This is a genomic window from Allobosea sp. LjRoot9, from assembly GCF_964252745.1.
GTDB lineage: Bacteria > Pseudomonadota > Alphaproteobacteria > Rhizobiales > Beijerinckiaceae > Allobosea.
Genome location: NZ_CAXUPC020000002.1, coordinates 672,050 through 693,724 on the forward strand (window position 1 = coordinate 672,050; position 21,675 = coordinate 693,724).

General features: G+C 66.1%; 24 protein-coding genes. 12 read left to right on the forward strand and 12 right to left on the reverse strand.

Annotation, left to right across the window (positions count from 1 at the left end):
* The first annotated feature begins 81 nt into the window (after window positions 1-81).
* Together dnaK and dnaJ are read left to right on the forward strand one after the other, a co-directional pair.
* The gene (gene dnaK, locus ACSQ3P_RS11805; protein ID WP_310159316.1) at window positions 82-2,013 is read left to right on the forward strand and encodes a molecular chaperone DnaK; all 1,932 of its coding nucleotides are present in this window, start codon (window positions 82-84) and stop codon (window positions 2,011-2,013) included.
* A 154-nt stretch (window positions 2,014-2,167) separates the two neighbouring features.
* Window positions 2,168-3,307 carry a molecular chaperone DnaJ gene (dnaJ, locus tag ACSQ3P_RS11810; RefSeq protein WP_436165755.1) on the forward strand — a complete coding sequence of 380 codons (1,140 nt, stop codon included), beginning with the start codon at window positions 2,168-2,170 and terminating at the stop codon, window positions 3,305-3,307.
* Between the two features lie 195 nt (window positions 3,308-3,502).
* Here dnaJ and ACSQ3P_RS11815 read toward each other — a convergent pair whose 3' ends face one another.
* The gene (locus ACSQ3P_RS11815; RefSeq protein WP_436166242.1) at window positions 3,503-3,694 is read right to left on the reverse strand and encodes a CsbD family protein; all 192 of its coding nucleotides are present in this window, start codon (window positions 3,692-3,694) and stop codon (window positions 3,503-3,505) included.
* Between the two features lie 94 nt (window positions 3,695-3,788).
* On the reverse strand, window positions 3,789-4,631 hold the full coding sequence (locus tag ACSQ3P_RS11820) for an MmyB family transcriptional regulator (protein ID WP_436165756.1): 843 nt from the start codon (window positions 4,629-4,631) through the stop codon (window positions 3,789-3,791).
* Window positions 4,632-4,774: 143 nt separating this feature from the next.
* Here ACSQ3P_RS11820 and ACSQ3P_RS11825 point away from each other — a divergent pair, with 143 nt between their 5' ends.
* Window positions 4,775-5,197 (forward strand): hypothetical protein, encoded by a 423-nt coding sequence (locus ACSQ3P_RS11825; protein WP_436165757.1) that lies wholly within the window; start codon window positions 4,775-4,777, stop codon window positions 5,195-5,197.
* Between the two features lie 218 nt (window positions 5,198-5,415).
* Window positions 5,416-7,617, forward strand: coding sequence for an esterase-like activity of phytase family protein (locus tag ACSQ3P_RS11830; protein ID WP_436165758.1), 2,202 nt, complete (start codon window positions 5,416-5,418; stop codon window positions 7,615-7,617).
* 78 nt (window positions 7,618-7,695) lie between these two features.
* On the opposite strand, the gene ACSQ3P_RS11835 is transcribed toward ACSQ3P_RS11830, so the two are convergent.
* The 5 genes from ACSQ3P_RS11835 to ACSQ3P_RS11855 form a co-directional block, all read right to left on the reverse strand.
* Window positions 7,696-8,496: a MetQ/NlpA family ABC transporter substrate-binding protein gene (locus ACSQ3P_RS11835; RefSeq protein WP_069689674.1), complete on the reverse strand. Its 801-nt coding sequence runs from the start codon at window positions 8,494-8,496 to the stop codon at window positions 7,696-7,698.
* Between the two features lie 121 nt (window positions 8,497-8,617).
* Window positions 8,618-9,283 carry a methionine ABC transporter permease gene (locus ACSQ3P_RS11840; RefSeq protein ID WP_069689673.1) on the reverse strand — a complete coding sequence of 222 codons (666 nt, stop codon included), beginning with the start codon at window positions 9,281-9,283 and terminating at the stop codon, window positions 8,618-8,620.
* Window positions 9,273-10,379: a methionine ABC transporter ATP-binding protein gene (locus tag ACSQ3P_RS11845; RefSeq protein ID WP_436165759.1), complete on the reverse strand. Its 1,107-nt coding sequence runs from the start codon at window positions 10,377-10,379 to the stop codon at window positions 9,273-9,275. Before ACSQ3P_RS11845 ends, ACSQ3P_RS11840 begins: the two co-directional genes overlap by 11 nt.
* Before the next feature lie 7 nt (window positions 10,380-10,386).
* A complete protein-coding gene (locus ACSQ3P_RS11850) occupies window positions 10,387-10,563 on the reverse strand; it encodes a hypothetical protein (RefSeq protein WP_436165760.1) in 177 nt (58 codons plus the stop codon).
* Window positions 10,564-10,573: 10 nt separating this feature from the next.
* On the reverse strand, window positions 10,574-10,828 hold the full coding sequence (locus ACSQ3P_RS11855; protein ID WP_436165761.1) for a hypothetical protein: 255 nt from the start codon (window positions 10,826-10,828) through the stop codon (window positions 10,574-10,576).
* A gap of 206 nt (window positions 10,829-11,034) precedes the next feature.
* Between ACSQ3P_RS11855 and ACSQ3P_RS11860 the strand changes: the two genes are divergently transcribed.
* The 3 genes from ACSQ3P_RS11860 to ACSQ3P_RS11870 all read left to right on the forward strand — a co-directional run bounded on the left by ACSQ3P_RS11860 (window position 11,035) and on the right by ACSQ3P_RS11870 (window position 12,283).
* Window positions 11,035-11,220 carry a hypothetical protein gene (locus ACSQ3P_RS11860; protein WP_436165762.1) on the forward strand — a complete coding sequence of 62 codons (186 nt, stop codon included), beginning with the start codon at window positions 11,035-11,037 and terminating at the stop codon, window positions 11,218-11,220.
* Window positions 11,221-11,272: 52 nt separating this feature from the next.
* Entirely contained in the window at window positions 11,273-11,683 is a 411-nt protein-coding gene (locus tag ACSQ3P_RS11865) for a hypothetical protein (RefSeq protein WP_436165763.1), read from the forward strand.
* A 102-nt stretch (window positions 11,684-11,785) separates the two neighbouring features.
* Complete coding sequence (locus tag ACSQ3P_RS11870; protein ID WP_436165764.1) at window positions 11,786-12,283, forward strand: copper chaperone PCu(A)C; 498 nt, start codon at window positions 11,786-11,788, stop codon at window positions 12,281-12,283.
* A 229-nt stretch (window positions 12,284-12,512) separates the two neighbouring features.
* On the opposite strand, the gene ACSQ3P_RS11875 is transcribed toward ACSQ3P_RS11870, so the two are convergent.
* Both ACSQ3P_RS11875 and ACSQ3P_RS11880 read right to left on the reverse strand, forming a co-directional pair.
* The gene (locus ACSQ3P_RS11875) at window positions 12,513-13,442 is read right to left on the reverse strand and encodes a dihydrodipicolinate synthase family protein (protein ID WP_436165765.1); all 930 of its coding nucleotides are present in this window, start codon (window positions 13,440-13,442) and stop codon (window positions 12,513-12,515) included.
* Between the two features lie 47 nt (window positions 13,443-13,489).
* The gene (locus tag ACSQ3P_RS11880; RefSeq protein WP_436165766.1) at window positions 13,490-14,176 is read right to left on the reverse strand and encodes a fumarylacetoacetate hydrolase family protein; all 687 of its coding nucleotides are present in this window, start codon (window positions 14,174-14,176) and stop codon (window positions 13,490-13,492) included.
* Between the two features lie 217 nt (window positions 14,177-14,393).
* Between ACSQ3P_RS11880 and ACSQ3P_RS11885 the strand changes: the two genes are divergently transcribed.
* Entirely contained in the window at window positions 14,394-14,603 is a 210-nt protein-coding gene (locus ACSQ3P_RS11885; protein WP_054210450.1) for a cold-shock protein, read from the forward strand.
* Window positions 14,604-14,771: 168 nt separating this feature from the next.
* On the opposite strand, the gene ACSQ3P_RS11890 is transcribed toward ACSQ3P_RS11885, so the two are convergent.
* Together ACSQ3P_RS11890 and ACSQ3P_RS11895 are read right to left on the reverse strand one after the other, a co-directional pair.
* Window positions 14,772-16,010 carry a multidrug effflux MFS transporter gene (locus ACSQ3P_RS11890; RefSeq protein ID WP_436165767.1) on the reverse strand — a complete coding sequence of 413 codons (1,239 nt, stop codon included), beginning with the start codon at window positions 16,008-16,010 and terminating at the stop codon, window positions 14,772-14,774.
* Between the two features lie 331 nt (window positions 16,011-16,341).
* Window positions 16,342-16,974: a glutathione S-transferase family protein gene (locus ACSQ3P_RS11895; protein WP_436165768.1), complete on the reverse strand. Its 633-nt coding sequence runs from the start codon at window positions 16,972-16,974 to the stop codon at window positions 16,342-16,344.
* Window positions 16,975-17,530: 556 nt separating this feature from the next.
* On the opposite strand from ACSQ3P_RS11895, the gene ACSQ3P_RS11900 reads away from it, so the two are divergent.
* Window positions 17,531-18,232: a hypothetical protein gene (locus ACSQ3P_RS11900; protein ID WP_436165769.1), complete on the forward strand. Its 702-nt coding sequence runs from the start codon at window positions 17,531-17,533 to the stop codon at window positions 18,230-18,232.
* Between the two features lie 50 nt (window positions 18,233-18,282).
* Here the strand turns inward: ACSQ3P_RS11900 and ACSQ3P_RS11905 are convergent, their stop codons facing one another.
* On the reverse strand, window positions 18,283-19,305 hold the full coding sequence (locus ACSQ3P_RS11905) for an amino acid ABC transporter substrate-binding protein (protein WP_436165770.1): 1,023 nt from the start codon (window positions 19,303-19,305) through the stop codon (window positions 18,283-18,285).
* A gap of 368 nt (window positions 19,306-19,673) precedes the next feature.
* Here ACSQ3P_RS11905 and ACSQ3P_RS11910 point away from each other — a divergent pair, with 368 nt between their 5' ends.
* From ACSQ3P_RS11910 to ACSQ3P_RS11920, 3 genes are all read left to right on the forward strand, one after another.
* Entirely contained in the window at window positions 19,674-20,060 is a 387-nt protein-coding gene (locus tag ACSQ3P_RS11910) for an STAS/SEC14 domain-containing protein (protein WP_436165771.1), read from the forward strand.
* A gap of 49 nt (window positions 20,061-20,109) precedes the next feature.
* Window positions 20,110-21,168 carry a 2-dehydropantoate 2-reductase gene (locus tag ACSQ3P_RS11915; RefSeq protein WP_436165772.1) on the forward strand — a complete coding sequence of 353 codons (1,059 nt, stop codon included), beginning with the start codon at window positions 20,110-20,112 and terminating at the stop codon, window positions 21,166-21,168.
* A 203-nt stretch (window positions 21,169-21,371) separates the two neighbouring features.
* On the forward strand, window positions 21,372-21,659 hold the full coding sequence (locus ACSQ3P_RS11920; RefSeq protein WP_436165773.1) for a hypothetical protein: 288 nt from the start codon (window positions 21,372-21,374) through the stop codon (window positions 21,657-21,659).
* The last annotated feature ends 16 nt before the right edge of the window (window positions 21,660-21,675 follow it).

A 21,675-nucleotide genomic window follows, 5' to 3' on the forward strand; every position in this document is an offset into this window, starting at 1 on the left:
GGCGGCCCGGTCCATGGGCCGGAAGGCGGCGCCCAGGCGTCGCGGGCCGGCGATCTGCTCAATTTAAAAGGGATCCCCTCCATGGGTAAAGTTATTGGTATCGACCTCGGCACGACAAACTCCTGCGTCGCGGTCATGGAAGGCTCTACACCCAAGGTCATCGAGAATTCGGAAGGTGCCCGCACCACGCCGTCGATCGTGGCCATCACCGATGACGGCGAACGCCTCGTCGGCCAGCCGGCCAAGCGCCAGGCTGTCACCAACCCCGAGCGCACCTTCTTCGCGATCAAGCGCCTGATCGGTCGGACCTTCGACGATCCGATGACGCAGAAGGACATGCATCTCGTCCCCTACAAGATCAAGAAGGCGGCCGCGGGCGACGCCTGGGTCGAGGCCGACGGCACCGACTATTCGCCGTCGCAGATCTCGGCCTTCACCCTGACCAAGATGAAGGAGACCGCGGAGGCCTATCTCGGCCAGCCGGTCACCCAGGCCGTCATCACGGTCCCGGCCTATTTCAACGACGCCCAGCGCCAGGCGACGAAGGATGCCGGCCGCATCGCCGGCCTCGAAGTGCTGCGCATCATCAACGAGCCGACCGCGGCTGCCCTGGCCTATGGCCTCGACAAGAAGTCGGCCGGCACGATCGCGGTCTATGACCTCGGCGGCGGCACCTTCGACGTCTCGATCCTCGAGATCGGCGACGGTGTCTTCGAGGTGAAGTCGACCAATGGCGACACCTTCCTCGGCGGCGAGGATTTCGACATGCGCCTCGTCGAATATCTCGCCGAGGAGTTCAAGCGCGAGCAGGGCATCGACCTGAAGAAGGACAAGCTCGCCCTGCAGCGCCTGAAGGAAGCTGCCGAGAAGGCCAAGATCGAGCTCTCGACCACGGCCCAGACCGAAATCAACCTGCCCTACATCACGGCTGACGCTTCCGGTCCGAAGCATCTCGCCATCAAGCTCTCGCGCGCCAAGTTCGAGAGCCTGGTCGACGATCTCGTCCAGCGCACCATCGAGCCCTGCAAGAAGGCGCTCAAGGATGCCGGTCTTTCGGCGGGCCAGATCGACGAGGTCGTTCTCGTCGGCGGCATGACCCGCATGCCGAAGGTCCAGGAGGTCGTGAAGCAGTTCTTCGGCAAGGAGCCGCATAAGGGCGTCAACCCCGACGAGGTCGTCGCCATCGGCGCCGCGATCCAGGCCGGCGTGTTGCAGGGCGACGTCAAGGACGTGCTCTTGCTCGATGTGACCCCGCTTTCGCTCGGCATCGAGACGCTGGGCGGCGTGTTCACGCGCCTGATCGACCGCAACACCACGATCCCGACCAAGAAGAGCCAGGTCTTCTCCACTGCCGAGGACAATCAGCAGGCGGTGACGATCCGGGTCTTCCAGGGCGAGCGCGAGATGGCGGCCGACAACAAGATGCTCGGCCAGTTCGACCTGATGGGCATTCCCCCGTCTCCGCGCGGCATGCCGCAGATCGAGGTGACCTTCGACATCGACGCCAACGGCATCGTCTCGGTGACGGCGAAGGACAAGGCCACCAACAAGGAGCAGCAGATCCGCATCCAGGCGTCTGGCGGCCTGTCGGAGGCCGACATCCAGAAGATGGTCAAGGATGCCGAGGCCAATGCCGGCGAGGACAAGAAGCGCCGCGAGTTGGTCGAGGCCAAGAACCAGGGCGAGAGCCTGGTGCACTCGACCGAGAAGTCGCTGAAGGACTATGGCGAGAAGGTCACGGCCGCCGACAAGACGGCGATCGAGACCGCGCTCGACGCGCTGAAGGCGGCCCTGGCGGAAGACAACGCCGAGACCATCTCGGCGCGCACCACCGACCTGATGCAGGCTTCGATGAAGCTGGGCGAAGCCATGTATGCGGCGAGCCAGACGGAGGGCGCCGCCGCAGCCGATGGCGGCGACGAGCATGCGGCTGAAGCCAAGAAGGACGACGTCATCGACGCCGACTTCAAGGACGTCAGCGACGACAAGGGCGACAAGAAGAAGAGCGCCTGATTGCACGACTCCTTTCGCTGAGCGACATGGCCGGGCTTGACCCGGCCATTGCGTTCGCAGAAGGCGTCCTGAAGGAAGATATCGCTCTTCTGTCGGAGGTGGCCGGGCCTAAGCCCGGCCATGATTTCGAGGAGTGCGAAGGGGCGGCTGTTTGATGTCCAAGCGCGACTATTACGAGATCCTCGGCGTTTCCAAGACCGCCAGCGATGCTGAGCTGAAGAGCTCGTTCCGCAAGCAGGCGATGCAATGCCATCCTGACCGTCATCCCGGCGACAAGGGGGCGGAAGCCCGGTTCAAGGAACTGAACGAGGCCTATCAGGTTCTGTCCGACGAGCAGAAGCGCGCGGCCTATGACCGCTTCGGCCACCAGGCTTTCGAGAATGGCGGCGGGGGTGGCGGCAATCCCGATTTCTCCGACTTCATGTCGGACATCTTCGACAGCTTCTTCGGCGATGCCAGGGGCGGCGGACGCGGCGGCCCACGCGCAGCCAATGGCCGCGAGCGGGGCGCCGACCTGCGCTACAATCTCGAGATCGGCCTCGAGGACGCCTTCACCGGCAAGAACGCCTCGATCCGCGTGCCGACCTCGATCGCCTGCGAGGCCTGCACCGGCAGCGGCGCCAAGCCGGGCTCCAAATCGCGGCAATGTCCGACCTGCGGCGGCCATGGCCGCGTGCGCGCCAATCAGGGCTTCTTCTCGGTCGAGCGCACCTGCCCGACCTGCAATGGCCGCGGCGAGATCATCGACGACCCCTGCAAGATCTGCCAGGGCGCGGGCCGGGTCACGCGCGAGCGCACGCTCGCCGTCAACATCCCGGCCGGCGTCGAGGACGGCACCCGCATCAGGCTCGCCGGCGAGGGCGAGGCCGGCCTGCGCGGCGGACCGGCGGGCGATCTCTACATCTTCCTCTCGATCAGGCCGCACGCGATCTTCCAGCGCGACGGCGCCGATCTGTTCTGCCGCGTGCCGCTCGGCCTGACTTCGGCGGCGCTCGGCGGCGAGATCGAGGTGCCGACGCTGACCGGCGAGCAAGCCCGGGTGAAGATTCCCGAAGGCACGCAGACCGGCAAGCAGTTCCGCCTCAAGGGCAAGGGCATGAGCGTGCTGCGCTCGCGCGAAGTCGGCGACCTCTACATCCAGGTGTTGATCGAGACGCCGCAGAAGCTCACCGCCCGCCAGCGCGAATTGCTGCTGGAGTTCGAGCGCGAGAGCTCGCATTCGACCCATCCCGAAGCCGCCGGCTTCTTCGGTCGGGTGAAGGACTTTCTGGGCGGACTCGGCGGCGCGGCATGACCCTGACGTCATTGCGAGCGCAGCGAAGCAATCCAGTCTCGCAGAGCACGGCGGCCCCTGGATTGCTTCGCGGAGCCTGTACTCGGGCTTGCCGAAGGCAAGACCCGGGTGCTCGCAATGACGGGCAGCGGTAAAGCACACAAAAAAACGGGCCGCCTTCCGGCAGCCCGTTCTTCGACCGAAGCCTGATCGCGATCAGACCTTGTCGATCACCTTCTTGACCGCGTCCTTGCCCTTGCCGAGCGCCTGCTGAGCCTCGCCCTTGCGCTCCTGCGCCATGCCCTCGGCCTGGAGGCCGGGCTTGTTCAGCGCCTTTCCGGCGGCCTGCTTGACGTTGCCGGCGGCCTCATTGGCCATGCCCTTGATCTTGTCGGCGGTGCTGCCCATCATCTTGATCCTTCTCATGAATTCGCGCCGCCCTTGCGGCCTGAGATGAAGAAACCAATGGGCCGAACGAAGGTTCCCGGGAATTTCCCGCGGTTCACGGAACGCCTGGCAACTCCGTGGAGACGCTTTGCGCCGCCATTGCGCGCAAGGCTTCGCTGGTTGCGGCATCGGCCGGAAAGAAGGTCTCCAGCGCCAACTCCGACAATGTGATGTCCACCGGCGTGCCGAAGACCGTCGTGGTCGAGATCAGGGACAGCACCGTCTCGCCCAGCCGCAATTGCAGCGGCACCACGATGGCGGGCTCGGCGTCGACCTCCTGCGCATGGCCCTTGCGCGCAGGCTCGACCGGCGCGGGATAGGTCAGCAATTCGGCCAGGAGATCGGCCAGCACCGGATCGGCCGTGGCCCTGATCTGCTGGCGCAGCCGCGCGAGCAGATGCATCCGCCACTCGCCCAGATTCACGATGAGCGGGGCGAGCCCGTCCGGATGCAGGGAAAGCCGCAGCACATTGACCGGCGGCCGCAGCAGATCAGCATCCGCGATCAGGCCAAGCAGCGGCGCAACCGCGGCGTTGGCGGCGAGCAGCGTCCAATGGCGGTCCACCGCCAGCGCCGGATAGGGCTCGTGGCCCTTGAGCACGAGGTCGATCGCCGCCTTCGCCGCTTGCAGGCCGGGATCTTCCAGGGAGCGCTCCAGATAGACCGGCGCATAGCCCGCAGCCAGCAGCAGCGCATTGCGCTCGCGCAGCGGCACGCCGAGATGCTCGCAAAGCAGCAGAACCATGTCGCGGCTCGGCTGCGAGCGGCCGCTTTCGAGGAAGCTGAGATGCTTCTGCGAGATCTCGGCCTCGAGCGCGAGATCGAGCTGGCTGAGCCGTCGCAATTGCCGCCAGTCGCGGATGAGCGAACCGACCATGGGCTGATGATGCTTGTTCATGACGCCAAACCTATCCGAGAGCGACCCGCTTTCAATTACCTCGCGCTTAATCGACCCGCCGACACGATCCCGTCAGCATGGCCTCCATCGACCACGGCCCCAGGCTCAAGACCGCCCCGGCCACAACCAAGGAGACCAGAGCGATGTCCATGATCCAATCCTCGCGCTTCCTGCGGAACGCCCTTGCCGCTGATGCCGCCGCCTGCGCCGCGACCGGCCTGCTGCTCGCCACAGCCGCCGGCCCGCTTTCCAGCCTGTTCGGCTTCCCCGCGGGCTTCCTGCGCGGCGCTGGCCTGGTGCTGCTGCCCTGTGCGGCGCTGCTCGCCTGGCTCCGCGCCCGCGAAATCCTGCCGCGCCTGGCCGTCCACGCCGTGATCGGCGTCAACATCCTCTGGGTCGCCGACAGCATCGCGATCCTGGTCGCGGGCTGGTTCCAGCCAAGCGGGCTCGGCATCGCCTTCGTGCTGGCGCAGGCTGCAGCCGTCGCGCTGATCACGGAGCTCGAGGTGATCGGCCTGAAGCGCTCGGCGGCCAGCTCTTCCGCCAATGCCGCGGCGAGTGTGTGACCAGCAGCCCGTCTGGAGCATTTCCGCGTCTCTCCGAATCGCGAAAATTCTCCATCCTCTTGTTTTAACGCATTTTCTTCACGCGAACCGGTGTCCACTTCGCTCGAAAATGCTCTAGTCGGGGTGCCGGATTTCCGGCACTCCGACACGCAACTGTCATGCAGCCTGACTAGCCGATTGGATTCGCGCTATCCCCTCAACGGAAGCAGGATCGATCCATGCGCCAGTCCTTCATCCTCGCCGCCCTCGCCTCCGAGCTGCTCTGCGGCGCCGCCACGGCCGAGCCGATGTTCAACCGCATCGCGACCTTCTCCGTGCCGCTCAACCTTCCCGCGGACCGGGACGCCATGCAGAAGACGGTCGCCGAGATCATCGCGGCCAACGAGGCCGGCACCCTGCTCGCCTATACCGATGGCGAGCAGAAGGCCGTCGGGCTAATCGACATCGCCACGCCGAACGCACCCAGGCCCGCCGGCTTCGTTCCCGTCGGGGGTGAGGCGACCTCGATCGTCATCCTCGGCGATCTCGCCTTCGCGGCCGTCGTCACCTCCGGCGACAACTTCAAGGAGCCGACCGGGCATCTCGCCACCATCGACCTGAAGACCAGGCAGGTCGTCGCAACGTGCGAGCTCGGTGGCCAGCCCGACTCGATCACGCTCAGCAAGGACAAGAGCCGAATCGTCATCGCGATCGAGAACGAGCGCGACGAGAAGCTGAACAAGGGCGCGCTGCCGCAATTGCCGGCCGGGAACCTGACCCTGATCGGCGTCAAGGACGGCGCGGCCGATTGTGCCTCGCGCCAGGTCGTCGACCTCACCGGCATCGCGGCTGTCGAGCCGACCGACCCGGAGCCCGAATTTGTCGACGTCAACCAGGACGGCCTCGTCGTGGTGACGTTGCAGGAGAACAACCACATCGCCATCGTCGATGTGAAGACAGGCAAGCTGGTCACGCATTTTCCGGCCGGCACGGTCGATCTCAAGGAGATCGACAAGACCCGCGACGGCCAGATCAAGCCCAGCGAGGAGCTGAAGGGCGTGGCGCGCGAGCCCGACGCCGTGCGCTGGCTCGACAATGACCGCTTCGTCACCGCCAATGAGGGCGACTGGAAGGGCGGCTCGCGCGGCTTCACCATCTTTCGCAAGGACGGCACGGTCGAATTCGATTCAGCGGCGACAGTCGAACATATCGCGATGCGCCTCGGCCACTACCCCGAGCGCCGCTCGGCCGCCAAGGGCAGCGAGCCGGAGGGCATCGAGGTCGCGAACTACGGCAATGACCGCCTGATCTTCGTCGGGCTGGAGCGCGCTTCGCTGGTCCTGGTCTACAAGGATGAGGGCCCCGGCCGGCCGCCGCGCTATCTCCAGGCGCTGCCGGGCGGCATCGCGCCGGAGGGCCTGCTCGCCATCCCGCAGCGCAACCTCTTCGTCTCGGCCTCCGAGGCCGATCTCGGCGAGAAGGGCGGAGCCCGCTCCGCCGTGACGATCTATCAGCGCGGCGATCAGGCCGCCGCCTATCCGAGCATCGTCTCCAGCGATGTCGAGGGCGCGCCGCTCGGCTGGGGGGCGCTGTCGGGGCTGGCGGCGCATCCCACGACGCCCGGGCGTCTCTTCGCCGTCATCGACAACGCCTATTCGCCCTCGCGCATTGTCGAGATCGACGCCAGCCAGAAGCCGGCCCGGATCGCCGCGGCCCTGACCGTGACCAAGGACGGCAAGCCCGCCGCCTATGATCTCGAAGCCATCGCGACGCGCCCCGCCGGCGGCTTCTGGCTCGCCTCCGAGGGCAACCCCGAGGCCAAGGACAAGCCGACGCAGAACATCCTGCTGCGCGCCTCGGCCACAGGCGCGGTCGAGGAGGAAATCCTTCTCCCCGAGGATCTGGCGAAGCAGGCCACCCGCTTCGGTTTCGAGGGCGTCGCTGTGACCGGCTCCGGCGCGGAAGAGACCGTCTGGCTCGCCGTGCAGCGCGAGTGGAAGGACGATCCCAAGGGCAAGGCCAAGATCCTGAGCTACAAGCCTGCGACGAAGACATGGGGCGTGCTGCACTACCCGCTCGGCAAGCCGGCCGACGGCGCCTGGATGGGCCTGTCCGAACTGACCGCTCTCGGCAACGAGACTTTCGCCGTGATCGAGCGCGACAACCTCTTCGGCGACAAGGCGGTGAAGACGCTGGCGACCTTCTCGGTCAAGGGCCTGACGCCGGCACCGATTGGCTCGACCACGATCCCGACCGTGGAGAAGGCGCCGCTGCGCGACCTCACGCCCGATCTGATGAAGCTCGGCGGCTACGGCCTCGACAAGGTCGAGGGCATGGCGCTGGACAAGGCGGGCGACCTCTTCGTCGTCACCGATAATGACGGCGTCGACGAGTCCTCCGGCGAGACGCAGTTCTTCGCCTTCGGCAAGATCACGCGCTGAGCAGCAACAAAAAAGCCCCGGATGCACGCATCCGGGGCAGGCGCCTGACCGCGATCGGGGCCAGGTGGGGAGGAAGGGTTACCAGCCGGCGAGCACCGCGCCCTTGAAGCGCTCGGCGACGAAGGCCTTGATCTCGGGGGTGTGATAGGCGTCGACCAGGGTCTTGACCCAGGGCTTGTCCTTGTCGGCGGCGCGGACCGCGATGACGTTGACGTAGGGACCCTTCGGATCCTCGCGCAGGATCGCCGAGGTCGGCTCGATCTTGGCGTCGACGGCGTAGTTGGTGTTGATCGCGGCGGCGGCCACGTCGGCCAGCGAACGCGGGGTCTGCGCCGCCTCGATCTCGATGACCTTCAGCTTCTTCGGGTTCGAGACGATGTCGGCTGGGCCCGGCTTGAAGCCGACGCCGTCCTTCAACTTGATAATGCCCTTGTCCTGCAGCAGCAGGAGCGAGCGGCCGCCATTGGTGGGGTCGTTCTGGATGGCGATGGTGGCGCCGTCGGGCACCTCGCCCCAGCTCTTGTACTTGGCCGAATAGATGCCGAGCGGGAAGTTCACGGTCAGGCCGACGCTGACGATCTTGTAGCCGCGATCCTTCACTTGGTTGTCGAGATAGGGCTGGTTCTGGAAGGAATTGGCCTCCAGCTCGCCGGCGTCGAGCGCCTGGTTCGGCACGACATAGTCGGAGAACTCGATGATCTTGAGATCGATGCCCTGCTTGGCGACGAGCGGCTTCAGCTTCTCCAGGATCTCGGCATGGGGACCGGGCGAGGCGCCGATGCGCACGACCTGATTCTGCTGGGCGAGCGCCGGCACGGCAAGCGTCAGGGCAAGAGCGGCAGAGGCTGCCAGCGCGGCGCGGCGAGTGATGATGGACATGGGATGGGCTCCTTCGGTTGTGCTTGGGATTGCGGATCGAAAATCTCAGCCCTCATCCCAAGGAGCCGGCGCAGCCAGCGTCCCGAAGGATGCGCCTCAGGATGAGGGCCGGGGTTAGGGTTCAGGCGTGGCGCAGGCGCTTGTTGAGGCGGCGGGCGAGCCGATCCCCGATGCTCTGGACGGTCTGGACCAGGACGATCAGGACGGCGACGACGGCGGCCATGACATCGGGCATGAAGCGCTGATAGCCGTAGCGGATGCCGAGATCGCCGAGCCCGCCGCCGCCGACCGCGCCGACCATGGCGGAGAAGCCGAGCAGGCTGACAATGGCGAGCGTGAGCCCCAGCACGATCGCGGGCAGCGCCTCGGGCACCAAGACCTTGCGCACGATCTGGACCGGCGTCGCGCCCATCGAGCGGGCGGCCTCGACGAGGCCCTGATCGACCTCGCGGATCGCCCCCTCGATCAACCGCGCGATGAAGGGCGTGGAGGCGACCGTCAATGGCACGATCGCGGCCGCAGTGCCGATCGAGGTTCCCGCCAGCAAGCGCGTGAACGGGATGATCGCGACGACGAGGATGATGAAGGGCGTCGAGCGCGTGGCGTTGACGAGCGCGCCGAGCACCGCGTTGGCGAAGGGCGCGGCAAACAACTCGCCGCGCTTGCTCGTCGCCAGGAAGACGCCGAGCGGCAATCCCAGCAAGGTGCCGATCCCGGCTGCGACCGCGACCATGGTCAGCGTGTCGGCCGTGGCCTGGAGGATGAGCCGGATGATTTCAGGCGACATGGCCGATGACCTCCACCTTGAGTTCGAGGCTTTTCAGCGCGCCGAGCACGGCACCGAGTTCAGGCTCGCGCGCCGGCACCGAGACCAGCAGGCTGCCGAAGGGCTTGCCGGCAATGGCGTCGATGCGCCCGGCCAGGATGTTGACGTCGACGCCGATGATCGAGCTCAACCGGCTGATCACCGGGGCTGTCGCGTTCTCGCCGGTGAAGGTGATGCGCAGCACCGCGGCGTCGCCCGACCGGGGCTCGATGCGAAGACGGCTGGCGAGATGAGCCGGCAGATCAACGCCGGTCACCGCCTCGACGAAACGCGCCGTGGTCGGGTGCTTGGGCTGCGTCAGCACGGAGAAGGTGTCGCCCTCCTCGACGATCCGCCCGCCCTCGATCACCGCGACGCGGTCGCAGATTTCCTTGATGACGGGAATCTCGTGAGTGATCAGCAGGATGGTGACGCCGAGTTCGCGGTTGACCTGCTTGAGCAGCGCCAGGATCGATTGCGTCGTCTCAGGATCGAGCGCCGAGGTCGCCTCGTCGCAGAGCAGCACCTTCGGCTCGGTCGCGAGCGCACGGGCGATGCCGACGCGTTGCTTCTGGCCGCCGGACAGCTCGGCCGGATAGCGCTCGCGCTTGTCGGCGAGGCCGACGAGATCGAGCAGGCGCTCGACCTGCACCGTGATCTCCGCCTTGGGCGTGCCGGCGATCTCCAGCGGCAACGCGACATTGTCGAACACCGTGCGCGAGGAGAGCAGGTTGAAATGCTGGAAAATCATGCCGGTCGTGCGGCGCCGCGCCCGCCAGCCGGCCTCGCTCAGGCCGGTAACGTCCTCGCCCTCGATCAGGATGCGGCCGGAGCTGGCGCGCTCCAGCCCGTTGACCAGCCGGATCAAGGTCGACTTGCCGGCGCCGGAGCGACCGATAACGCCGACGATCGCGCCCTTGGGCACATCGAGATCGATGCCCGCAAGCGCCTCGACCTCGCTTTGGCCGCGACGGCCGGCGAAAACCTTGCCGACCCGCTCGAAGCGGATGATCGGTTCAGGCAATGGCGGGATATCGATCCCGACGCGAAAGGCGTCAGGCTTCAAAGGGGCGTTCATCATGGCCTCAGAAATGGGTGTGGCAGGACCAGTGGGCAATGCCGAGCTGTTCGTGCGTCACATCATGAATGGATTGGCGCAGGGCCTCATCAGCAGCAGGATCGCACGCTGCCTGCGCAGGCACAGGCACCGCCCTGGCGAACCAGGACGACAGCCAGCGCCAGAGAACGGCGAGCGAGCCCATCGCGGCCTCGTCAGGATGCCAGCCGCGTCGCGCTGTGGCGGCGCGGAGCGGCGAGCTGACGGGCGGCAAGTTCGGCCGCGCTCGGCGTGGCGAAGCGATGGCCCTCGAGCGCATGGAACGCGGCGGACGCGGCGATGAAGGTGAAATAGCGCTCGTCGGGACGGCGATTGACCAGGCCCGCCTGGGTCTCGCCAACCTCGATGACATAAGCCTGCGACGCCTGGACCTGGGACTGCTGGCCGTAACTGGAATGAATATGCGACATGGTTCTGCCTCCGCCGCTCTTGCGGCGCTTGATGGACATCTGACGGATGGAAGAGAGCCGGTGAGCCGGCCTTCAGCGCAGGATCAGCGTCGACAACAGCCCATATCGCGGGCGAGGCGGGGTTCGTCAGGTCGAACGATCAGCATGGCCATGGTCTTCTCCTCATAACTGGAGCCCACGACCACGTCGTGGCGCTTTAGCGTTTGGTGACGCGGCGCAAGCTGCTCGCTCAAATCCCCGCGGCCATCGAACCAAGCCCGATGACAAGCCATAATCTGGCCGGAGATATCCTCTTTGTCAACCCAATCGTTCTTTTAAAGAAACGAAACAGGAGAAAAGAATTTTCCCGCAAGCAGCGCCGTGGCGAAAAATCCTTCGCCGAAGCACCGTGACGGTCGCTGCGCGAGTGCGCGGCTTCACTGGCGCAGCTTGACGGGCGCAGGAATGCGGGTGCATCTGCCCGGCATGCCGGCTTTCGCCTCCCAGCTCGCACGACTGCGCCGCTCCACGCTCGGAGCCTGGCTCGCCGTCGCCTATGCGCTGGCGGTGCTGGCTGCGGGGCTGGCGCCTTCCGCCGCGCTCGCCCATCCCGGCCTCGACGGCGCGCTGCTCTGTTCCGGATTGAGCGCTCCCGGACCTGATGCACCAGAGCCTGCCGGCGAGCTGACGCATTGCAAGGGCTGCCCGGTCAATCCGGTGATCGCCGGCCCGGCGCCGACAGCCCAGGGCATGATCGTCCGGCTGGCCGTTCAGGCGCCTGCCGCTCAAACCATCATCCCAGCGCCGCCGCGCATGGCCGCGTTCGGCCTGCCGCAATCGCGCGCGCCGCCGGTCGCGGCTCCCTTCCGTCTCTGACGGTTCCTATCCGCTTTCATTCGGGCAGGCGCATCAGGCCACCCTGCCGTTTCGCATCCCTGCCCTTCGGGCATGGTCGATGCAGCCATTCAGGATTTTTCGATGAACAAGATTTCGATGAACAAGATCTTGCATATGCTCGCGGCCCTCGCACTGACAGTGAGCGGCGCCGCCGCCTTCGCCCATGAATACAAGGCCGGCCCGCTCAAGATCGGCCATCCCTGGTCGCGCGCCACGCCCGCCGGCGCGAAGGTCGGTGGCGGCTATCTCTCGATCGAGAATACGGGATCAACGCCGGACCGGCTGGTCTCTATCTCCGTGCCCTTCGCGGACAGCGTCGAAATGCACGAGATGGCTGTGGTCGACGGCATCATGACCATGCGGCCGCTCGAAAACGGGCTCGCGATCGCGCCCGGCGCCAAGGTCGAGTTCAAGCCCGGCGGCTACCACATCATGTTCATGGATCTGAAGCAGCCGCTGAAGCAGAACGAGATGCTCAAGGGCGTGCTGAGCTTCGAGAAGGCCGGCACGGTCGAGGTCGCGTTCAAGGTCGAGGCCATGGGCGCCAAGGCCCCTGCCCTCGGCGCGCATACGCATTGAGGAGCGGCAAGACCGCAAAAACAAGAGCGCGGGGAACCCTTCTCCCGGATGGGAGAAGGGCAGGGATGAGGGTGTGCCGCTCATTGTCGGGGCGAGACAGTGCCGCAACGCTGTTTTTACCCGACAGCGTCAGAGACGATGCGGAGCCGCTTGCGTGATCTGGTTGTCTGGCCTGCCCTCACCCCTGCCCCTCTCCCATCCGGGAGAGGGGTTCCCCGCGCTTGATGCCTCACACCTTGGCGCGCGGATCGATCTTCGCGACGCGCGCCAGCAGGTAATCGACCTCGGTCTTCGCCTTGGCTGAGATCGACGAACCCGGCTTGCGCTGGGCGTCGCTCGCGAGGATGCCGCGCTTCATCATGGTATATTTGCGCACGGCGAGGCCGACGCCGAGCTGCTGCTCATAGCGCAGCAGCGGCAGATGCGCGTCGAAGATGTCGTGGGCGGCGTCGCGTTGGCCGGCCTTCTGCAGCTTGACCACGTCGATCAGCAATTCGGGGAAGGCGTAGCCGGTCATCGCGCCATCGGCACCGCGTTCCATCTCGAAATCGAGGAACATGCCGCCATTGCCGGTCAGGATCGAGATCGGCCGCAACGAGCCCTCGGCCTGGAACTTGCGCAAGGTCGAGATCTTCTCCAGCCCCGGCCAGTCTTCATGCTTCAGCATCACGCAGGAGGGGTGGTCCATGACGATCTTGCGGATCACCGCCGGCGTCATGATCACCGAGAGCGTCAGCGGGTAGTCCTGGATGACGAAGGGGATGTCGGTGCCGATCGCCTCGATGGCCTGGGCGTAATAGCCGACGATCTGGTCGTCGGTGCGCAGGGATGGCGGCGGCGCGATCATCACGCCGGCGGCGCCGAGCTCCATCGACTGGCGCGCCAGCGAGCGCATGGCGGCAAAGCCCGGCGCGGAGACGCCGACGATGACCGGCTTGCCCGGCATCTTGGCCACGGCGATCTTGACGATGCGGACCGATTCCTCGGGCTCGAGCTTGGGTGCCTCGCCCATGATGCCGAGCACGGTCGTGCCGTCAGAGCCAATGCCGTCATAGAATGCGAACAGCCGCTCGGTCGAGGTCCAGTCGATCGTGCCGTCGGGATTGAACGGCGTCGGCGCAATCGGGAAGACGCCGCTGGCGTCGGGGGTCAGGCTCATGGTTTTGGCTTTCGAATGGACTGTGTCGATGGACTTCGATTCGGCTCTCAGACGATGCGGGTGCGCACGCTGCCGATGCCGGCGATCTCGCCTTCCAGCACGTCGCCCTTGACCACCGCCGCGACGCCCTCGGGCGTACCGGTGAAGATAAGGTCGCCGGGCGCGAGCACGACGAGGCTCGACAGATAGGCGATCGTCTCAGGCACGCTCCAGATCATCTTGGCGAGGTCCGAGCTCTGGCGAGGCACGCTATTGACGACAAGCTCGATCTTGCCGGCGCTGGGATGGCCGACATGGCTCGCGGGCGCGATCTCGCCGATCGGCCCCGAAAGGTCGAAGCCCTTGCTCATGTCCCAGGGCTTGCCGGTCTTCTTGGCGGCGGCCTGCAGGTCGCGCCGCGTCATGTCGAGCCCGGCGGCATAGCCATAGACATGGTTCAGCGCCTCGGCCTCGGGGATGTCATGCCCGCCGGTGCCGATCGCCACGACCAGCTCCATCTCGTGGTGCAGGTCCTTGGTCTTGGTCGGATAAGGCATGTCGGCGCCGTTGATCAGCAGCGCGTCGGCCGGCTTGGTGAAGAAGAACGGCTCCTCGCGATCGGGATCGCCGCCCATCTCGCGGGTATGCTCGGCATAGTTCCTGCCGACGCAGAAGACCCGGCGCACGGGGAAGAGCCCGCCGCCGGCGACCGGCACCGCGGTGACGGCAGGCGGATCGATCACGTAATTCGTCATGGCTCGGGGCTCCTTCGGATATTTCCGCTGCCGTTCATGCGGGAGCGGAGCGTGCGGGGCAAGGGCCTCGACTCTCGGGACGGGGCTGCATCTGCGACATCGCAAAGACCGGCGCAAGGGCGTTTTGCGGCGCATCATTGCAACCATAGCGGATTGCCCCCTACAGTAAGGCCGGGTCGGCATGAGCCGACCTGAACTGAGACTGAAGGAACAGCACGTGAGCACGGGTACCGTGAAATGGTTCAACGAAACCAAGGGCTACGGATTCATCACGCCTGATCAGGGCGGCAGCGATGTTTTCGTGCATATCAGCGCGGTCGAGCGCTCTGGCATGCGCGGCCTGAACGAAGGTCAGAAGATCAGCTACGATCTCGAGGCCGACCGCAAGACCGGCAAGTCCTCGGCGGTCAATCTCAAGACTGCGTGAGACAACCCCTAGACGGGAAGCCGATCGGCGGCGTCGCTTCCCGAGCCAATGCGAATCTCTATCGATCTACCAGGACTGAAGACGATTCCCGGCATGCCCGTCGCCAAGAGGCGGCGGTCGAAGGGCAAGGGCCAGCCCCAATGGCCCGATTTCCGCGGCGGCTTCTTGTCAGCTGCGACCTGGCGCCGGCCGAAACAGCCGGCCCTTCTCAGCCACCAGCACGATCCCCAGCGCGACCAACCCGCACAGCGAGAAGCCCAGCGTCAGCGGCACCACCGTGCCGTCGAAATGCTGGCCGATATAGAAGCCGATCAGCGCGCCGCCGACCGTGGTGACGAAGCCCTGCACCGAGGAGGCCGTGCCCGCGACATGGCCGAGCGGGTCCATGGCGAGCGCGCCGAAATTCGGCGCCAGCAGGCCGAAGCAGAACATCGCGCCGCCCTGCAGGGCCGTGAAGCTCCAGAGCGATTCATGCCCCGCCAGCGCGATCAGCGCATGCGTGCCGGTGAAGGCGATATAGCCCAGCAGCGCGGCATGCGAGACCCGGCGCATGCCCAGCCTGACGACGATGCGCGAATTCACCAGCGAGGCCACCGCCATGAAGCCCGCGATCAGCGCGAAGATGATGGTGAAGAGCTGCGGCGCCGCGAAGACATCGACGAAGACCTGCTGGGCCGAGTTGATGAAGCCGAACAAACCACCGATGACGAAGGCCATGGCCGACATGTAACCGACAGCGACGCGCGTCGTCAGCGTGGTGCGGAAGGCGGCGACGACGCTGTGAAACTCGATCGGCTTGCGATCTTCCTCATGCAGCGTCTCGGGCAGCCTGAACGCGGCCCAGAGCATCACCGAGGCGCCGAAGATCGTCAGCACGCCAAAGATCCAGCGCCAGGGCGCGACCCAGAGGATGGCCTGGCCGATCGAGGGCGCGAGGATCGGCACCGCCAGGAAGACGATCATGGCGAGCGACATCACCCGCGCCATGTCGCGGCCGGAATAGCAGTCGCGCACGATCGAGACCGCGAGCACGCGCGTCGCCGCCGCGCCGATGCCCTGGACGACGCGCGCCCACATCATCGCCTCGAAGGAGCCGGCGAAGGCCGCCGCGATGCTCGCCAGCACATAGAGCCCGAGGCCGAAGAGCAGCACCGGCCTGCGGCCGAAGCGGTCCGACAGCGTACCGTAGACGATCTGCGCGACGCCGAATCCGAGCAGATAGGCGGTGACGATCCATTGCCGGTGATTCGCCTCCATGATGCCGAGCGTCTCGGCCATTTCGGGCAAAGCCGGCAGCATCGAGTCGATCGCGAGCGCGTTCACCGCCATCAAGGCGGCGGTCAGCGTCACGAAGGAACGGAAGCTCATGCCGTGGCGCGGCAAGGCGGGGTCTACGATTGCGGTCATGTCAGCCTGTGCGGGCGCTCATCCGCGCACGGCGGACATGGAAAGCTCAATTGCCCCTAGAGCGCCGAGTTTTATGCCCTCCGCCAATGCGGGACAACCCGGCTTTGCTGCAGCGCGTCATGCACCGAGCGGGAAGCGCGCTGGAGCAATTGCTCCAGCTGCTTTGTCTTAACGCGTTTTCTTCACGCGAACCGGTGCCCACTTCGCTCGAAAACGCTTTTTATCTCAACGCGTTTTCTTCACGCGAACCGGTGCCCACTTCGCTCGAAAACGCTTTTGTCTCAACGCATTTTCTTCACGCGAGCCGGCGCCCGCTTCGCTCGAAAACGCGTCAGGCCTGCTTCTGCTGCTCGGCGATCAGTGCATTATCGATCTCATCGGCCCGCAGCGCCGCCGGGCGGCCGGAGATGCGCTTGCCATAGGCCTCGAAGGCCGGGCGCTTCTCGATCGAGCCGAATTGCAGGCCCCAGAGGATCTGCGAGCCGAGATAGACATCGGCCGCGCTGAAACGGTCGCCCAGCAGATATTCACCCGCCGTCACGGCCTGCTCCAGCGTGTCCATGACATCGGCGAAGCTGCCATAGCCGATCATCCGGGCCCTGTCGGCTGGCACCTCGAAACCGAGCGCCTTGTTGCTCACCGCCGCCTCCGTCGGCCCCGCGCCGAAGAACAGCCAGCGATAATAGGGTCCGCGCAGCTTGCTGTCCGGCGCTGGCGCGAGGCCGACCTGCGGGAAGGCGTCGGCGAGATAGGCGCAGATCGCGGCGCATTCGGTGACGACCATGTCGCCATGCTTCAGCGCCGGCACCTTCCCCATCGGGTTGACCGCCTTATAGGCGCCCTTCATCGGCGGGCCGAAACCCAGGATCTCGGCGCGATAGGGCGCCCCCACCTCCTCCAGCATCCAGCGAGCGATCCGGCCGCGCGACATCGGGTTGGTGTAGAGCACGAGCTCGTCCGACATGGTGTTCTCCCTGGTCTTGTGGTTTCCGCGACCCTAGAGGTTGTTATGAACCATGGGGTCGATTTGACGCTGGCGATTTTGCGCGAATGCCAGGAGTTCGAGGACGCAAAGAGTTCGAGGACGCAAACCTTCCGGTTTGCTACGAAGAACGACGCCGCAGTCGCGCAAAAGCGCCGCGCCCTGCGGGTGAGGTGAAAACGCCGGAGCTGCAGCGTCGCATCGCTTGCCGATACCCATGGTATCGCCTGCGCAATGCTCCTCCCATCTCCGTCGTTTTGACCTCATCACATCGGCCCCCATGGTTCATAACAGCCTCTAGCCCGACGAGATGGCGCGACCATGTCAGCAGCGATCTGGTCAGCAGCGATTTACTGCAGCATCAGCCCGGAAACCGTATTCGGGCAGAGCTTTGATCTTGCATCGGCTTGTTCCGAAAACCGGTTCGCACTTTTCGGACCGATGCTCGCTTTGATCTCGCATCGGCTTATCCCGAATAACCGGTTCCCACTTTTCGGGCCGATGCTCTATCCTCGCCCGCGAACACGGCGCGGGGCCCATGGATTTGTCGACAGCGCAGCGCGCAACGGTCACGGATGGCAAGATGACCATCGCCGGCGTATCCGGCCACTTCGTCCAGGCCCCGGCGCGCCGGCTCACTGTGGAGGCGAGCGGGCTTGCCGTGCTTTCGGGCTATGCGCTGCGCGACGGCGCGCTGGCCAATGACGGCCGGATCGCCGCGCAGGCTAGGCTGCCCGAGGACAGCCTCGGCCGGGCCGGCCTCAGCGAAGAAGCCGGTGAGATGCCGCTCGCAATTCGCCCCTTGCCCGAGGGCGGCACGGCGGTGCGCATGCTGCTCGTCCTGGCGCATGGCGACGAGGAGCCGGGCTATCACGCCACGCTCTGGCTGCCCGGCGAGGTCTTTTCCGCCCTGAAGCAGGATGTCGAGGCCGGCCGCGCCGGGCGGCTCTCCCTCGTCGCCACCACGAGCCTCTGGCTCGACGAGGCGGAGCGCGACGCGCCCACCGAGCGTCGCGTCGCCTGGCGGCTCGGGCCGAGGCCCGACGATGAGGGCAGCGCCCCGGCGCGCGGCCTAGTCGAGCGTATCGCCTGGAGCGCGGCGGCCCCGGCGCCCGCGCTCGCCCCGGCCGAAGAGGAGCCGGAGGAGACGGTGACCGAAGCCCTGACGCGATTGAACTGGAGCCTGAAGCAGATCGCGCTGGTGCTGGTCTTCCTGATGATCGTCGCCGCGTTGAAGTAATGCCGGCCACGATCATCAGCAGATAGGCCCCCTCAGCTGATAGGCTTGCCTCAGCGGATCGGCGGGGCGTATTGCAGGCCGCCATTGCTCCACAGGGCGTTCTGCCCGCGCGCGATCTTCATCGACGACTGCTGGCCGAGATGGCGCTCGAAGACCTCGCCGTAATTGCCGGCGGTCTTGATCACCTTATAGGCCCAGTCATTGCCGAGACCGAGCGACTGGCCGAAGGAGCCCTCGACGCCGAGCAGCCGGCGGATGTCGGGATTGGTCGACTTGCGCATCTCGTCGACATTGGCCTGCGTCACCTCGAGCTCCTCGGCCGTGACCAGCGCGTACTGGACCCAGCTGACGATATCGAACCACTGGTCATCGCCATGGCGCACGGCATAGGCGAGCGGCTCCTTCGAGATCGTCTCCGGCAGCACGACATGCTCGGACGGGTTCTTGAAGCGCAGCCGCTCGGCATAGAGGCCTGACTGGTCCGTGGTGAAGACGTCGCAGCGGCCGCTCTCATAGGCCTCGGTCGCCTCGTTGTTGGTGGCGAAGGTCACCGGCTCGAACTTCATGTTGTTCTTGCGGAAATAGTCGGCGGTGTTGAGCTCGGTCGTGGTGCCCTGCTGGATGCAGATCGAGGCGCCGCTCAGCTCGCGGGCCGATTTGATGTTCAGGGCCTTTTTCACCATGAAGCCCTGGCCGTCATAATAGAACACCGCCCGGAAATTCAGGCCGAGGATGGTGTCGCGGCTCATCGTCCAGGTCGTCGTTGCCGCGATCAGGTCGCTCTCGCCCGATTGCAGCGCGGTGAAGCGGTCCTTGGAGGAGAGCGAGACGAACTTGACCTTGCTGGCGTCGTCGAAGATCGCGGCGGCGAGCGCATTACAGAAATCGATGTTGACGCCCTTCCAGGTGCCGGACGCATCCGCGAGGCCGAAGCCCGCGAGCCCGGTGCCGATGCCGCAATTCAGGACGCCGCGCGCCTTGATCGCCTTCAGGGTCTGGGCTTCAGCCTGTCCGCCAGATGACAGCCCGAGCGCCAGCAGGAACCCGACCAGAACTCTCCCGTAACGTACCATTTTTTGTCCCCTCATGAGCGCGCAGCTTGGATGCCGGGTTCGAGGAAGCGCCCGCCTGGATCGGGGGTCAATCACTGACGCTATGATAATTGCCGGGCCGGTATTCATCCGGGAAATATGATCCCGCGCCTTCCCTTCTCCCCTGGTGGGAGAAGGTGCCCCGACAGGGGCGGATGAGGGGGCGCCGTGCCCTTTCCGGTTGGTGCCGTGTTCTTCGGCTAGACGGAGAGCTCACAGCGCCCCCTCATCCGGCGCTGCGCGCCACCTTCTCCCGCCAGGGGAGAAGGGTTTTTCCTTGCCTCTTCCTTGTCCGTCCCACGCAACCTCTCGCGCGCCGGCGCGTTTCCCTTTCTCTTGGGGAGGTCATCATGTTCGAAATTCTCGCCGCGCCGGACCATGTCGCCGCCTATCGCCTGACGGGCACGCTGACGGAGGCCGATCTCGACAGCGTCGTCGCCGATATCGAGCGCAGGCTGTCCCGCCACGAAAAGCTCGGCATCCTGGCCGATCTGACCGGCTTCGAGGACATGACCTTCCGGGCCGGGCTCAAGGATGTGCGCTATGGGCTCAGCATGGTGCGGCGATTGAAACGCTTTCCGCGCGAGGCAGTGGTCACCAACAAGGGCTGGATCGAGAGCTTCGCGGCGATCGCCAATCCGATTATCCCGCATGTCGAGGTGAAATGCTTCAAGCCGGCCGAGTTCGACGCGGCGCTGGCCTGGGCAAGCGAGATCGAGGGCGGGCCGGCGGCGTAGCGCTCGCCCCCCGGAAACACCTATCATCGCGCAGCGGGCGGGAGAGCGCATGGCCAGGATCTGCGTCTACGGCGCCGGCGCGATCGGCTGCTATCTCGGCGGGCGGCTGCTGGCGGCCGGGGCCGATCTCGGCTTCGTCGGCCGTCCGCGCAGCGCCGACGAACTGGCCGAGCATGGGCTGACGCTGACTGATCTCGACGGCGGGCAATGGCGCATTCCAGCGACAGGCATCGCTGTGGCGACCGGGCCGGAAGGCGCCGCAACGGCTGATCTGGTGCTGGTCACGGTGAAATCCGCGGCGACGGGCACGGTCGCGGCGGAACTCGCGCAGGTGTTGCGACCGGGTGCAGTGGTGGTGAGCTTCCAGAACGGACTTGGCCATGCCGAGACGCTGCGCGCCGCCCTGCCCGGCCGGACCGTCCTCGCCGGCATGGTGCCGTTCAACGTGGTCTCGCCCGGTCCGGGCGTCTTCCACCAGGCCTCGGCGGGCGGGCTCGTCGTCGCCGAGGATGCGGCGCTGGCGCCCTTCCTGCCGGCCTTCGCCAGTGCGGGGCTGCCGCTGGAGCAGCACCGCGACATGCTGCCGGTGCAATGGGCCAAGCTGCTCCTCAATCTCAACAACGCCGTCAACGCCCTGGCGAACCGGCCGCTGCGGGAAGAGCTCTCGCTGCGGGCCTATCGGCGCTGCCTGGCGCTGGCCCAGGCGGAGGCGCTAGCGCTCCTCGACGAAACCGGCCTGCGCCCGGCCCGATTGACGCCGCTACCGGCGCGCTGGATCCCGCGCCTGCTCGACACGCCCGACTGGCTCTTCGCCCGGCTGGCCGCCCGCATGCTCGCCATCGACCCGACGGCGCGCTCCTCGATGTCGGACGATCTCGCCGCCGGGCGCACCAGCGAGATCGACTGGATCAATGGCGAGATCGTCCGCCTCGCCACGCGCCATGGCCGCACCGCCCCGGTGAATGCGCGCCTGGTGGCGCTGATCCATGCGGCAGAAGCGAGCGCCGAGCGCCCGAGCTGGACCGGCGCGGCGCTGCTGGCCGAGCTGGAGGCGGCGCGCCTATTCCCCGAAGGAGACAGCGGCGTCACGGCAAGGCTCGCCAGCTAAAATTTTTTCCGATCCAACCGGATCGTTCGATTGCTCTAGATCCTTGTTTTAACGCGATTTTTTGCGATTATCGGTGGCTACTTCGCTCGAAAAGGCTCTAGGCGGCCGCGCTGCGAAGATGAACGGCAGTGAACCTTTTCGTTCAGCATCTGTTTCAACTTCGCCTGCTCTATTGCGGCATCGAGAAGAACCCGGAGGAATTCATGCGTCAATTTCTGATCGCCGCAGCCATTGTGCTGGGAGCGGCCGCGACACCAGCGGCAGCGAGCGAGGCCTTCACCGGCGCAAGCGCGCTCGACAAGGTCGAAGTCACCTATGCCAGGCACAACCGCGAGCATCGCATGTGGGAGATCCAGCGGACCCAGGAGATGCAGGCGCGGCGCGGCTACCGCCATCACGATCGTGGCTATGATCGCGGCTATGGCCGCCACCGTGGCGGCCCGCCGCCCTGGGCCCCGGCCCATGGCCGCCGCGACCGCGACCGCTGGTAAGCTCCAGTTTTGACAG